Genomic DNA, 13,209 nt, shown 5'->3' on the forward strand with positions numbered 1-13,209 from the left:
GTCGGCGGACACGCCACCCAGCCATGCCGCACCTGCTGCGATCAGGGGCACAGCCGCGTGCCAGCCCCGCCACCAGCTTTGGCTCAGCTCGGGCTGCCAGGGCACCATCACAGCGATGCCCAGCGCCATCAGGTAGCAGGTCAGGGTGAGCCAGGGAATGCGCGAGACGGACATGGAAAGCCTTGCAGAGCGGACCGGCACTATAGGGCGCACAAGCGGTGCACAGTCGCGCGCAAGGTCCCACCACGCACCACGCTCCCCGACTCTGGTGTCACCAGATGTATCGGCTCGAAGCCCGCAGCAGGGTGAAGGACAATGAGCGCCTCACAAATCAACAAGCAAGCAGGGAAGTTCAGGCGCCTCGGGTGAGGCGCCTCGATGCGGCGTCCTTGCTCGGTGTCGCCATGCAAGAGCCTGCCAAGACCGTCGTTTCTCCTGTTCGCAAGCACGTGGTGCGAGCATTCGCCGTTGTGGGCTTGCTGTTCTTCGTGCTCATCGGCTGGTTCGCCTTCGACAGCTGGCGCGAGCGGCAAGCCCCGATCCCCGAGGCCGAAACCATCGAATCGATCATGGGCGCGACCTACGGTCGCTACGACGAAGAGCAAAAAGGCTGGCTGTACGTGGGCAACGACAAGCGCAGCTACGTGGTGCGCGTGGTGCACCAGGTGCAGTTGCAGGACAAACGGCCGGGCGATGGCCTCTACTTCGTGGCCAGTGGCACGCCGCTGGATGGGCAGCCAGGGCACCTGTATGGCGTCTTCCAGGTCACGCGCAATGCCCAGACCGGTGAGCTGGAGCAGGTGGCGTTGTCCGAGCGCTCTGACTGGGGTGTGCCGCTCACGCCGGAGCGCGTGCGCTTCGAGGCTTTGAGCGACGTGGTGTGGGGCTGGGTCCTCAAGCAGCAGAGTGAGCAGGAAGCCCCCGACACCACCGTGAGCATCACCAACGTGGTGCTGGCCCCGCGCGATGCGGCCATCGTCGAGCTGGCGCGCTTTCGTGCGGCCACGACGACCAAGCCCAGCGTGAGCTGCGCCCAGGCGGATGAGCGCCACGCGAAGTGGCAAGCCCGCATGGAGAAGGAAGTCATGGAGGCCGAAGAGGCTGCCGAGGAGGCTGCGTCGGCGGCCTCTTCGGCCAGCGGTGCCGCCTCGTCGCAAGAAGAGCCGCAAGAAGAGCCGGAGGACGCCGAGACGGTGCCCGACGCCGAGCCGCCTGCCCGCTGCGATGCAGCCACCTGGACCTACCGCACCGACCCGATCCGCGACGGTGGGGCCTTCACCCCCTTGCATGTTCGCCAAAGCGGCATGCTCGATGGGCAGCCCCTGCCTGAAAAGAGCTGGAAGATCGTCTTCGACCCGAAGGCGTTTGTGTACCTGGTGCCCGACGAGCTGAAGCGGCATTGACGGAGGGCACGCAGATCGGGGGGCTCGCGGTCAGGGCCATGTGGCGTCCCACAATTTATTTCTGACCTGCGCTCGATAACCTTCGTTTCATGTTTTCCGGCCTCCCAACATGAAACGCATCGCCTCCAGCCTCTACTTCTGGGTCGTGCTCGCCATCGTCGCTGGCGCCTGCATCGGCATCGTCAACCCGCAACTCGGCGTGCAGCTCAAGCCCTTGGGCGATGGCTTCATCTCGCTGGTCAAGATGCTGATCGCGCCGATCATCTTCTGCACCGTGGTGCTGGGCATCGCCAATGGCAGCGACATGAAGCAGGTCGGGCGCGTGGGCGTGAAAGCCTTCACCTACTTCGAGGTGGTCTCGACGCTGGCGCTGGGCATCGGCCTGCTGGTGGCCAACGTGCTCAAGCCGGGTGCCGGCTTCAATGCCGACCCGCACACGCTTGACGGCAAGGCCGTGGCCGCTTTCGCCAAGAAGGCCGGTGAACAGAGCACGGTGGACTTCATCCTGCACATCATCCCCAAGACCTTCACCGACGCCTTCACGGGCTCGGGTGACCTGCTGCAGGTGCTGCTCTTGGCGCTGCTTTTCGGCTATGCCATGCAGCGCATGGGCGGTCGCAGCAAGGCGGTGCACACCTTCATCGAAGAGTGCTCGCACATCTTCTTCGCGATGATGAACGTGATCATGAAGCTCGCGCCCATTGGGGCGGGTGGCGCCATGGCCTTCACGCTGGGCAAGTACGGTGTCGATTCGCTCAAGCCGCTGATGTTCCTGATGGCCAGCTTCTACCTGTGCTGCCTGCTGTTCGTGGTCGGTGTGCTGGGCACCATCGCGGCGCTCACCGGCTTCAACATCTTCAAGCTGATCGCTTACCTCAAGGAAGAGCTGCTGACCGTGCTGGGCACCTCGTCTTCCGAGTCGGCGCTGGTGCCGCTGATGCACAAGCTCGAGCGCCTGGGTTGCGCCAAGCCGGTGGTGGGCCTGGTCGTGCCATCGGGCTATTCCTTCAACCTGGACGGCACCAACATCTACCTGACGATGGCGGCGCTGTTCGTGGCCCAGGCCTTGAACATCGAGCTCACGCTGATGCAGCAGCTCTCGCTCTTGGCTGTGGCCATGCTGACCTCCAAGGGTGCCTCCGGCGTGACCGGCGCTGGCTTCATCACGCTGGCGGCCACGCTGGCCGTGGTGCCCGAGGTGCCGGTGGCCGGCCTGGCCCTGATCCTGGGCGTGGACCGGTTCATGTCCGAAGCCCGCGCGCTGACCAACTTCATTGGCAACAGCGTGGCCACCATCGTCGTCGCCCGCTGGGAAGGCCAGCTTGACCGCGAGGCCCTGGACCGGGAACTCAGCGGTGGCAGCCTGGCGGGGGCGGTGGCATCGGTTGCGTTGGCCCAGAACGTTGGCCACCACGCCGAGCATCAGGGTGAGCCCGCTGCTTCGGTGGGGCGCCAGCAAGCGTGATCGCAGGGCGGGGTGGCCGGGGTGCCCCCCGCTGTTCACCCCAAGGGGACGTCGTCGGCGACAATCCGGTCCCGATGAAGTCCTCTTTTGCTTTCAAATCATGATCCAGGGCCTGGTGCTGCTGGTGGCCGGCCAGCTGGTCGGCGAGGCCGTGGTCACGGTGACCGGCCTGCCTGTGCCATCTGCCGTGGTCGGCATGGTGCTTGTGCTGGCCGCGCTGCTGGCTCGCAAAGGGCAGATGCCCGAGGTCAAGCGCGCCGGGCACACGCTGTTGATGCTGGTGCCGCTGTTCCTGGTGCCGGTGAGCGTGGGCATCATGGCGCAGTTCGATGCTTTGCGTGCCGACGCCTGGCCCCTGACCGCCGCGCTGTGCGTGAGCATCGTGCTGGGCATGGCGGCCACCGGGCTGGCCGTGCGCTGGTTCAGCCGCTTCGATGGGGCGGAAGCACCGGCCGGTGCGGCGGATTCAACGCAGCAAGGTGATCGAGGGGGGCGCTCATGAGTGAGCCCATGCTGGCTCCCGCCCTGGCGGCACAGGCCACCCAGGCCGTCCTCGCCCACCCGATTTTTCCCCTGGGCCTGACGCTGGCGGCTTACGCCGCGGGCACCTGGTTGCACCGCAGGGCGGGGCAGTCGCCCTTTTTTCACCCACTGATCCTGGCCGTGGCCATCGTCATCGTGGCGCTCAAGGCCATCGGCATGCCTTACGCCACGTACTTCGAAGGCACGCGCTTTTTGCACTGGATGCTGGGGCCGGCCATCGTGGCGCTGGCCATCCCTTTGTATGGCGAGCTCACGCAGCTCAAGGCGCGCTGGCGCAGCACGCTGGCGGCGCTGCTGGTGGGCAGCGTCGTGGCCACGGGTTCGGCCGTGCTGGTGGCCTGGTCCCTGGGCGGCAGCCAGAGCCTGCTGCTGGCCTTGAGCACCAAGTCGGTCACCACGGCGTTGGCCACGGTGCTGGCGCACGAGATCGGCTCCAACCCGGCCATCGCGGCGACCATCGTGTTGGTCACCGGCCTGTTGGGCGCCGTGGTCGGGCCGTGGCTGTTTGCGCGCCTGCGGCCGGGTGACGACGCGGCCCTGGGCACGGCCCTGGGCACCTGCGCACACGCCATCGGCACTTCGCGGGCCATCCAGCTCAGCGAGGCCTGCGGCGCTTTCGCCGCCCTGTCGATGGGGCTCAACGGCCTGCTCACCGCCCTGGTGTTGCCTGCGTTGATGAAGTGGCTCCAGGGTTGACCCTGGACAGCACACTGGCCTGACGCCTTTTGCCGCCAGAGACACCCGCGCTCCGGGGTTTGCCCGGTTCAGCGCTCGTGTGTTTTTGTCGGTGAATGTCGATGTTCCGATAAACGAACAGTGTTCAGTCAGGAGACATCGCATGCCCCCCGTCATCCGCCATCGTCTGCCCATTGGCCCGATCCCACCCTCGCGCGGTCTGCGTCATGCGCGTCCAGCCGGCTTCGTCTCCGTGTTTGCGTCGGCGTTCGCCATCGCCACCTGCGCCGCCCTGATCGCCGTGCAGGCCCACGCCCCTGCCCACGCTGCGGCCCCTGACTTCATCCCATTTGAAAGCGGCCATGTCCGCCCGCTGGCCCTGTCGGCCGATGGCACGAAGCTGTTCGCGGTCAACACGCCCAACAACACGCTGGAGGTCTTCAACGTCACGGCGTCCGGGCTGCAGCTGGCTGCGCGGGTGCCCGTGGGCCTGGAGCCGGTGTCTGTGGCGGTGCGCAACGCCAGCGAGGTCTGGGTGGTCAACCACCTCTCCGACAGCGTGAGCGTGGTCAGCCTGCAAGGCACACCACGGGTGGTGCGCACCCTGCTGGTGGGTGACGAACCCCGCGACATCGTCTTCGCCGGCACGCCCGCCAAGGCCTTCGTCACCGCGGCCCACAGGGGCCAGCAACTCACGCACGTCTCGCTCAAGGGCGTGCCCGGCGCAGGCGACCCCAAGCTCACCACCCCGGGGGTGCCGCGCGCCGACGTCTGGGTCTTCAACCCCGACAACCTCTCGCCACAATTGGGCGGGGTGCCGGTGCGCATCATGAATTTCTTCGCCGACACGCCGCGTGCCTTGGCCGTCAGCCCCGATCGCAACACCGTCTACGTGGCCGCGTTCAAATCGGGCAACCAGACGGCCTCGATCAACGAAGAGCTGGTGTGCGAAAGCTTCGAGCTCAACACACCCTGCGACATCAAGGGCACGAAGTCGCCCGGTGGCCGGTTGGGTCCGCCCGCCAATGCCGAGGGCAAGCCCGCGCCCAAGACCGGTCTCATCGTCAAGTTCAACCGCGACAAGGGCCAATGGCAGGACGTGATCGGGCGCAACTGGACGCCGGCCATGCGCTTCAACCTGCCCGACAAGGACGTGTTTGCGGTCGATGCCAACGCGCTGACCGACAAGGCCATCTTCTCGCACGTGGGCACGACGCTGTTCAACATGGCCACCAACCCGGTCACGGGCAAGCTCTATGTCACGAACACCGAGGCCAACAACCTCACGCGCTTCGAAGGCCCCGGCAAGCATGGCGGCTCGACGGTGCAAGGCAAGATCGCGCTGTCGCGCATCACGGTGGTGGGCAACGGGCAGGTGCTGCCGCGCCACCTCAACAAGCACATCGACTACAGCAAGCTGGTCAACGACCCCGGCTTTGACGCCACGGCCAAGCAGCACAGCCTGGCCAGCCCGATGGAGATGGCCGTCACCCGCGATGGCCGCACCTTGTTCGTGGCCGCCAACGGCTCCAGCCGCATCGGCGTGTTCGACACCACCGAGATCGAAAACGACACCTTCAACCCACGCACGGCCAGCAGCCGCTACATCACCGTCAGCGGCGGTGGCCCCAGCGGCCTGGTGCTCGACGAATCGCGCGACCGCCTCTACGTCATGACCCGCTTCGACAACGCGGTCAAGGTGCTGAGCCTGTCGGGGCGCCATGAAGTGGCCAAAGCCGCGCTGCCCAACCCCGAGCCGGCGTCCGTGATCGCGGGCAGGCCCTTCCTGTACGACGCCAACCTGTCGTCGGCCAATGGCGAAGCCTCGTGCGCGAGTTGCCACACCTTTGGCGACATGGACGACCTGGCCTGGGACCTCGGCAACCCGGACGACGTGGTCACCAAGAGCCCGCTGAAGCAGGAGTTCACGCGCGAGACCGAGTTCCAGGTGGCCAAGTTCCTGTTCCAGTCCAACCCCAAGAACAAGATCAACGGCAGCGACGACCCCAAGGACTTCCACCCCATGAAGGGGCCGATGACCACGCAGACGCTCAAGGGCATGTCGAACTCCGGTGCCATGCACTGGCGTGGCGACCGCTCCAACGGCTTCTTCGGTGTGCACGCCGACGACGCGGTGCTGTCGTTCAAGAACTTCGCGCCAGCGTTCGAAGGCTTGCTGGGCAACCCCGCGCCGATGAGCGAAGGAGGCATGCAGGCCTTTGCCGACTTCATGCTGCAGGTGCAGCTGCCGCCCAACCCGATCCGCAACCTCGACAACTCGCTGACGGCGGCGCAAAAACGCGGCTTTGACTTCTACTTCGGCGATCGCCCATCGGATGGCATCCTGGTGCCCGAGCTGGGCAACCTGCGCAACTTCGTCAAGAGCCACAACTGCAACGGCTGCCACACGGTGGACGCGGCGCAGGGCCTGTACGGCACCGGCAAGATGCAAAGCTTCGAAGGCATCTCGCAGATCGTCAAGGTGCCCCACCTGCGCAACATGTACGCCAAGGTCGGGCGCTTTGGCTCGCCCGCCGTGCCTTTTGCGACGGCACCCGACACGGGCCACCAGGGTGACCAGGTGCGCGGCTTCGGCTTTGTGCACGACGGCACCGTGGACCTGCTGGCCCACTTCTTCACGGTGCGCGTGTTCCAGCCCACGCTGAACTCGGGCTTCCCGCTGCTCAACCCCAATCAGACCCGCCGCGACGTGTCGGACTTCATGCACGCCATGGACAGCGACCTGGCGCCCATCGTGGGCCAGCAGGTCACCCTGAGTGCCGACGCTGGCCAGCGCCTGGCTGCTTGGCCACGCATCGATCTGCTGATCCAGCGCGCGAAGACGCCGTTCGTGTCGAAGCTGCTGGGTGGCCAGGTGACCGAGTGCGACCTGGTGGCGCACACCGTGGAGACCGGCTTGCGCCGAGGCTTCTGGTTCGATGTGGCCGCCAATGCCTTCCTGGGCAGCGATGGCAGCCGCCGCACCGATGCGGCCCTGCGCAGCCTGGCCAACGTGGCCGGCCAGGAGGTGACCTACACCTGCGTGCCGCCGGGGTCGGGGCGGCGCATTGCGGCGGTCAATTGATGGCCTGACGCCGCCGGGTGCGGCGAGAAGGAGTTCAGACCGTCGAGCTGACGGCCTGTCCCGAGATCAACGTCGCCCCACACGCGCACTTGTCGCCATGGCGTGCAGCCGGCTGGCCGTCGATGATCATCGTCGGGTCGCCAGAGACGATGACGGTGGTGCCGCCATGGCCCTTTTTCGGGCACGTGACCTGGTCGCCCACGCGGGCGATGCGCTTGCCGTGGGTGTCGGTGGTTTGCGAGGAGCCGATGACGACGCCGCCGTGGTCGGTGCGGTCGCCGATGACGATGAAGGGCCGGGACATGGGGTCGGGTGCTCTCTGGGTGAATCGTGTGGCGCGCGGGTGCGTTGCCCGTGCAGGCGCGACTTTAAGCGGGCAGGGCCCCCAGCCTCGTCCCCCCATCCGGGGCAAATTGTTACCGTTTGCGGGGCGGGTCCCGCAGCGGTTCAGTCCTTGGGCATGGGCACGCCGGGTGCCGGCACCACCGAGATGCTGTTGTCCGGCGAGCCTTCGATGAGGCGGTCGGAGTAGCTCAGGTAGACCAGGGTCTGGCGCTCGGGGTCGAGCATGCGCACGATGCGCAGGCGCTTGAAGACCAGCGAGGTGCGCTCGGTGAAGACCTCTTCTTGCCGGGGCAGCTTGCCTTTGACGCTGATCGGTCCCGTCTGGCGGCAGGCGATGGACGCCTCGGAGCGGTCTTCTGCCAGCCCGAGCGCGCCTTTGACGCCTCCGGTCTTGGCTCGCGAGACGTAGCAGGTCACGCCCTGTACCTTGGGGTCGTCGTGCGCGTCCACCACGATCTTGTGGTCCGGGCCGATCAGCTTGAAGACGGTGTCGACCTCGCCGATCGAGTCGGCGTGGGCGAGTGGGGCGAACAGCCCGCAGATGATCAGGGCACCGGCAAGCAGGCGTGTTGGGAGGTGTGATGTCACGGGTTTGGCGGGCATGTTGGCGCGTCCGATGGTCGATGGGGGTTTCTCAAGGCTGAGGCCGCAGGCGCGACTCTCTCTCCCAAAGGCGAGTGGCCGCGCCTCCCATGAAATCACGGATCTGGCTCACCGGGAAGTAGAACCGATCGGGCAAGAGGTCCGCGGCCTGCAGCAGGGCCTGGCCACCTTCGTCCATGCAGATGGCCTTGAGGTGGGCGTGGGCATCGCGAACGAAGCCCAGTGCCGCATCCTGGTGGGCCAGCTCGTCGGCGGCCTTGGGCGCCAGCAACACGGCGATGGCATCGAACAGCACCGACGGGGCGCCTGCGAGCTGGGCATCGGCGTCGATCTTCTTGCCATCGGACAGGGTCACGCCCAGACGGCGCGGGGCGACGGTGACCACGCGGGCGCCGGTGTTGCACAAGGTGTCTTTGAGCTTCTTGAGTGTGCCGGCGTTGCTGCCGTCGTGGATCAGCACGCCGATGGCGCGTCCCTGGAGCGTGAGCTTCATCTTGCCGATCAGGCCCAGCGCGGGTGAGGCAGGCAGGTCCCTCACCGGGGTGCTCAGGGGCATCGGGGCGGGCACGGGATCGAGTCCAAGCCCCCGCGCCACGCGTTGCCCAAGGTCCTCGTGAACGGTGCGCAGCTGAGCCACCATGCGTTGCCTGATCTCTGCGGCATGGACCTTGGAGAGTTCGAACACGAAGGCTGCGGCGATGTGCGCTTGCTCCACCTCGGTCTGGCTGAGGTAGAAGCGCCTGGCCTGTTGGTGGTGTTCGCCGAAGCTGCTGGCCCGATCACGCGTGCGTGGCCCGGTGCCGTCTTGGCCCGGCGCGGCCCGCAAGCCATCGGGGTGCTCGCGTGGGCCCTTGGGTGCCAGCCCGTTGGGCTCGTATGCCACCTGGCCGCTGGGGGTGTTCGTTTGCATGGCCCCGTCGCGGTAGAAGTGATGCACAGGGCAGCGCGCCCGGTTGATGGGCAGCTGCTGAAAGTTCACGCTGCCCAGCCGGTGGGTCTGGGTGTCGCGGTACGAAAACAGGCGCCCATGCAGCAGCGGATCGTCGCTGAAGTCCATGCCGGGCACGATGCGGCTGGGACAGAACGCCACCTGCTCTGTTTCAGCAAAAAAGTTGTCGGGGTTGCGGTCGAGCACCATGTGGCCGATCACCTGCAGCGGCACCTGCTCTTCCGGGATGAGCTTGGTCGCGTCCAGGGGGTCGAAGCCGAAGGCGTCGGCATCGGCCTCGGTGAACAGTTGCACCGCCAGGTCCCAAACGGGGAAGTCGCCTCGGTCGATGGCTTCCCACAGGTCGCGCCGGTGGAAGTCGGGGTCGGCGCCGGCGATCTTGACCGCCTCGTCCCAGACCAGGGACTGCAGGCCCAGGCGAGGGCGCCAGTGGTACTTCACCAGCGTGACCTCGCCCTCGGCGTTGACCAGCTTGAAGGTGTGCACGCCGAAGCCCTCCATCGTGCGCAGCGAGCGAGGGATCGCGCGGTCGCTCATCACCCACTGCAGCATGTGCAAGGACTCGGGCATGTGCGAGGCGAAGTCCCAGAACGTGTCGTGCGCCGATGCCGCCGATGGGAAGCCCCGGTCGGGCTCTCGCTTGACGGCATGCACGAGGTCGGGGAACTTCATTGCGTCCTGGATGAAGAAGACGGGGATGTTGTTGCCCACCAGGTCCCAGTTGCCCTCCTCGGTGTAGAACTTGACGGCAAAGCCGCGCACGTCCCGCACGGTGTCGGCCGAGCCCAGAGGCCCCGCCACGGTCGACAACCTGGCGAACACCGGGGTGTGGTGTCCCACCTGGGTCAGCACCTTGGCCGTGGTGTAGCGAGCCAGCGACTCCGTGAGCTCGAAGCGGCCGTGTGCGCCGGAGCCCCGAGCGTGCACCACCCGTTCAGGGATGCGTTCACGGTCGAACTGCGAAAGCTTTTCCTGCAGCACCACATCGGCGAGCAGCGAAGGGCCCCTCGCATGCGCTTTCAGGGTGTTCTGGTTGTCTGACACGACGGCGCCGTCGTGGGTGGTCAGCCTGGGCTGGCCGGCTTCGGCGCGCTGATGCCACTCCTGGCCGGCTCCGGGCTGTTCGGGCTTGAAGGTGGGTGCATGAGAACGGGACATGGTTCTTCCTGGGGTTTGGGTTCAAGGGGCGGATGCAAGAGAACGCGCGGCCACGCCATGGACAAAGCACAGCTTGTCCAGCACGGTCTCGCTCAGCACAAAGGGGTAGGCGTCGCCATGTCCGAGGCTGCGGCCCAGGCTGTTGAGGCATTGCGACAGCGGAAGCCAGGCGTCGATGAGGACCTGGCGGAAGGCCTGCGGGTCGTCGGGCAACCCGGCAGGCAGGCGCGAGGCCAGGGACAAGGCGGGCGTGGGAGGGCTGGGCGTGGTGTGGCCGTAAGCCGAGCCGCTGCCCTGGCCGAGGGCCAGGCCCCAATGTGCCGCCGTGTCCATGGCATCGACGATGTGCAGCCAGTGCGCCCAGGTCTCGGCCCAATCCTCCCAGGGGTGGGCCGATGCGTAGGCGCTCACCCAATGTGCCGTCCACCCGGCAGGCGGACCCTGCTCGTGGTGCCTGGCCAGGCTCTGGCCATAGTCGCTTTGCTCGTCGCCGAACAGGGCGCGAAAACCCGCCAGGTGTGGGCCGTTGGCCACCAGCCGATCCCAGTAGTGGTGTCCGACCTCGTGACGCAGGTGGCCTGTGAGCGTGCGGTAGGGCTCGCCCATTTGCGCTCTCACCGCTTCGCGCACGGCGTCATCGGCCTCGGCGATGTTGAGCGTGATGCGGCCGTGCAGGTGCCCTGTCATCACCGGCTGCTCACCGGCCATGTCGGCTTTGAACTCGAAGGTCAGGGCACCCGGGGTGCCGGGCTCGTCAAGGGGCAGGCCCCAGCTCAGCAGCGTGTGGAACAGCCGCCGCTTGGCAGATTCGAGCTTCATCCAGAGCCGAAGTTGCTCGGGGTCTCCCAGGTCGGGGACCACGGCGGTGTGCTGGCAGCTCAGGCACAAGCCCTGGTCGGCGCCCTCGGGCTGCAGCCAGTTGCACGCCGCCAGGCCCGCCAGCTCGGTGGCAGCGTGGGTGCATGCCTGCCACCCTGAACCGACGAGCTGCATTTCGCCCGTCTGTGGGCTGTAGCCGATGGCTTGTCCGCAGCCTTCGCAACGGTTGTTCTCGAAGAAGACCGTCTGCTGGCAGTGGGGACAGGAAAACGTCTTCAATGTGACTCCTCGGTTAGTCAGATGAGCTTGATCTTATTGCGATGTGAAATCCCGTCAATGGCATGGGCGCCGTGGTTCACAAAACCTCACAACATGACGCGTGCAGGTGCTGGATGACGTTGTTGACGCCTTGGGTATTTGCCTGCCGCTGCGTGGTGTTTGGGTCGCCTGGGGCGGCGTCGCTGGTCGCTTGCAAGCCCAGGATTTGGGGTCCAATCGGTGCATGCCCCGAGACCCTGAAATTTCCTCTGCCAACCCCATCCCCTCGCTGAACGAGCAGGTCGATCAACGCCTGACCGAGCTGGAGATCAAGGCGGCCTTCACCGAAGACCTGGTGGAAGAACTCAACCGCACCATCGTGCGCCAGCAACAGCAGATCGATTTGCTGGTGCGCGAGCTGCTGCAGTTGCGTGACCAGGCCGATTCGGCGCAGCCCGGCTTTCGCAGCCTGCGGGACGAACTCCCGCCCCACTATTGAATTGCGCCGGCTTGGACCCCTTGTTGAGCCCCTGACCCGGCTCAAGTTTCACATCGCGCTTGTCGATAGCCCGTCACGGGCGTAGGCTGTGGGTTCACCAGCCTGTCGCGGCTTTTTTGTGCACAAGGAGGGTTCATGGGCATGATGGCGTTTTTCACCCGTCGGGATCCGGCGGCGTGGGCCATGCGCCCGGAAACGCAGCGCGAGGCCATCGTTGGCAGCCTGCTGGCCTGGGCCTGGGCCGTTGAAGCCCGTGACCCCTGGACAGGCGGCCACCTCTGGCGCGTGGCCCGCTACACCGAGTTGCTGGCCGACCGCGCCGGCATGGCGCCCCAGGAGCGCGCGCAGGTGGCGCTGGCCGCTTTCGTGCACGACCTGGGCAAGCTCGCTGTGCCGGACGCCATGTTGCGCCAGCGCGAACCCCTGAGCGAAGCCGATCACGCCGTCATGCGCACCCATCCCGAAATGGGCGCGCGACTGCTGGCCGGTCACCCCTATGGCCCCTTGGTGTACGACATCGTGTTGCTGCACCACGAGACCCCCGATGGCCGTGGCTACCCCCGCGGACTGAGCGGTCCGACCATCCCCACCGGGGCGCGCATCGTGGGCCTGTGTGACGCGTTCGACGCCATGACCACCCGCCGAGCCTGGCGCGACGCCATGAGCGTTGACGAGGCCCTGTCGGCCATCGAGGTACAACTCGGTCGCCAGTTCGATGACTTCCTGGGCCGGCATTTCCTGGCCCTGGCCCGTGAAGGCGCGCTGCAGGGCATCATCGGGCACAGCGACGAAGGCATGCCGCTTCAGCACTGCGCCACCTGTGGCCCGACCATGGTGCAAAGGCGCGAGCACCGCATCGGCGAGCACCTGCATTGCCCGGTCTGCGGTGCCCGGCATCGGCTGGTGGCGGCTGCAGGCGCTGTCGCCGGACCTCGTGCGTTGATCGCCGAGCCCACCGGTGCCTTTGGCTCGCCCATGGACATGCTGCCGCAACCGGATCACGCGCTCATCCGCCGGTTCGTGCAGGACACGGTCGGCCTGGCCGTGCAAGCGGGCTACGCGCCTGCCTGAGGCCTGTTCCCAGATGGTGGCAAGCGCTGTGACACACTGCGCCGTTCGCGGGCTGCTGTGCGGGGCCCCGTCACCCTCGGCCGAACCCACATGACCGCTTTCGATCGATTCCTCCTCTTCGGGGTCGTTCCCCTCGTCGCCCTCATCACCGTGCTGGAAGGCTGGTGGCTGTCCCGACGTGCCCGCACCGGGGCCGGCGAGGCCTACGACTGGGGCGCCACCGGCATGTCGGTGCTTGACCTGGTCACGCGCCTGCTGGTCAACCTTTACGTGCCTTTTGCCTTGTCCACCCCGGTGACCAACTGGGCGCGCGAGCACCGCCTGGCCGACCTGCAG

The 13,209-nt window shown here is 66.7% G+C and carries 12 protein-coding genes; 8 read left to right on the forward strand and 4 right to left on the reverse strand.

The genetic code is table 11. From position 1 onward, the window contains the following. The first annotated feature begins 404 nt into the window (after positions 1-404). The 5 genes from B2W70_RS03865 to B2W70_RS03885 all read left to right on the forward strand — a co-directional run bounded on the left by B2W70_RS03865 (position 405) and on the right by B2W70_RS03885 (position 7,171). Positions 405-1,403: a hypothetical protein gene (locus B2W70_RS03865; protein ID WP_286743040.1), complete on the forward strand. Its 999-nt coding sequence runs from the start codon at positions 405-407 to the stop codon at positions 1,401-1,403. A 118-nt stretch (positions 1,404-1,521) separates the two neighbouring features. Then, complete coding sequence (locus B2W70_RS03870) at positions 1,522-2,868, forward strand: dicarboxylate/amino acid:cation symporter (protein WP_414631023.1); 1,347 nt, start codon at positions 1,522-1,524, stop codon at positions 2,866-2,868. 100 nt (positions 2,869-2,968) lie between these two features. Continuing rightward, a complete protein-coding gene (locus B2W70_RS03875; RefSeq protein ID WP_286743043.1) occupies positions 2,969-3,370 on the forward strand; it encodes a CidA/LrgA family protein in 402 nt (133 codons plus the stop codon). A gap of 8 nt (positions 3,371-3,378) precedes the next feature. After that, a complete protein-coding gene (locus B2W70_RS03880; protein ID WP_286743045.1) occupies positions 3,379-4,107 on the forward strand; it encodes an LrgB family protein in 729 nt (242 codons plus the stop codon). Between the two features lie 142 nt (positions 4,108-4,249). After that, positions 4,250-7,171 carry a YncE family protein gene (locus B2W70_RS03885; RefSeq protein ID WP_286743047.1) on the forward strand — a complete coding sequence of 974 codons (2,922 nt, stop codon included), beginning with the start codon at positions 4,250-4,252 and terminating at the stop codon, positions 7,169-7,171. Positions 7,172-7,205: 34 nt separating this feature from the next. On the opposite strand, the gene B2W70_RS03890 is transcribed toward B2W70_RS03885, so the two are convergent. The 4 genes from B2W70_RS03890 to B2W70_RS03905 form a co-directional block, all read right to left on the reverse strand. Beyond that, the gene (locus B2W70_RS03890; RefSeq protein WP_058088508.1) at positions 7,206-7,475 is read right to left on the reverse strand and encodes a PAAR domain-containing protein; all 270 of its coding nucleotides are present in this window, start codon (positions 7,473-7,475) and stop codon (positions 7,206-7,208) included. Positions 7,476-7,618: 143 nt separating this feature from the next. Beyond that, positions 7,619-8,119: a CreA family protein gene (locus tag B2W70_RS03895; RefSeq protein ID WP_414631022.1), complete on the reverse strand. Its 501-nt coding sequence runs from the start codon at positions 8,117-8,119 to the stop codon at positions 7,619-7,621. 31 nt (positions 8,120-8,150) lie between these two features. Beyond that, positions 8,151-10,226: a catalase gene (locus tag B2W70_RS03900; protein WP_286743050.1), complete on the reverse strand. Its 2,076-nt coding sequence runs from the start codon at positions 10,224-10,226 to the stop codon at positions 8,151-8,153. A gap of 21 nt (positions 10,227-10,247) precedes the next feature. Next, on the reverse strand, positions 10,248-11,324 hold the full coding sequence (locus B2W70_RS03905) for a zinc-binding metallopeptidase family protein (protein WP_286743053.1): 1,077 nt from the start codon (positions 11,322-11,324) through the stop codon (positions 10,248-10,250). A gap of 223 nt (positions 11,325-11,547) precedes the next feature. Here B2W70_RS03905 and B2W70_RS03910 point away from each other — a divergent pair, with 223 nt between their 5' ends. The 3 genes from B2W70_RS03910 to B2W70_RS03920 form a co-directional block, all read left to right on the forward strand. Then, positions 11,548-11,802 carry a SlyX family protein gene (locus tag B2W70_RS03910; RefSeq protein WP_286743055.1) on the forward strand — a complete coding sequence of 85 codons (255 nt, stop codon included), beginning with the start codon at positions 11,548-11,550 and terminating at the stop codon, positions 11,800-11,802. A gap of 135 nt (positions 11,803-11,937) precedes the next feature. Beyond that, a complete protein-coding gene (locus tag B2W70_RS03915; RefSeq protein ID WP_286743057.1) occupies positions 11,938-12,873 on the forward strand; it encodes an HD-GYP domain-containing protein in 936 nt (311 codons plus the stop codon). 90 nt (positions 12,874-12,963) lie between these two features. Continuing rightward, the coding region (locus tag B2W70_RS03920) for a hypothetical protein (RefSeq protein ID WP_286743059.1) at positions 12,964-13,209 on the forward strand (246 nt) is incomplete at its 3' end.

It is taken from the genome of Aquabacterium sp. UBA2148, assembly GCF_002328915.1.
Classification (GTDB): Bacteria; Pseudomonadota; Gammaproteobacteria; order Burkholderiales; family Burkholderiaceae_C; genus Aquabacterium; species Aquabacterium parvum.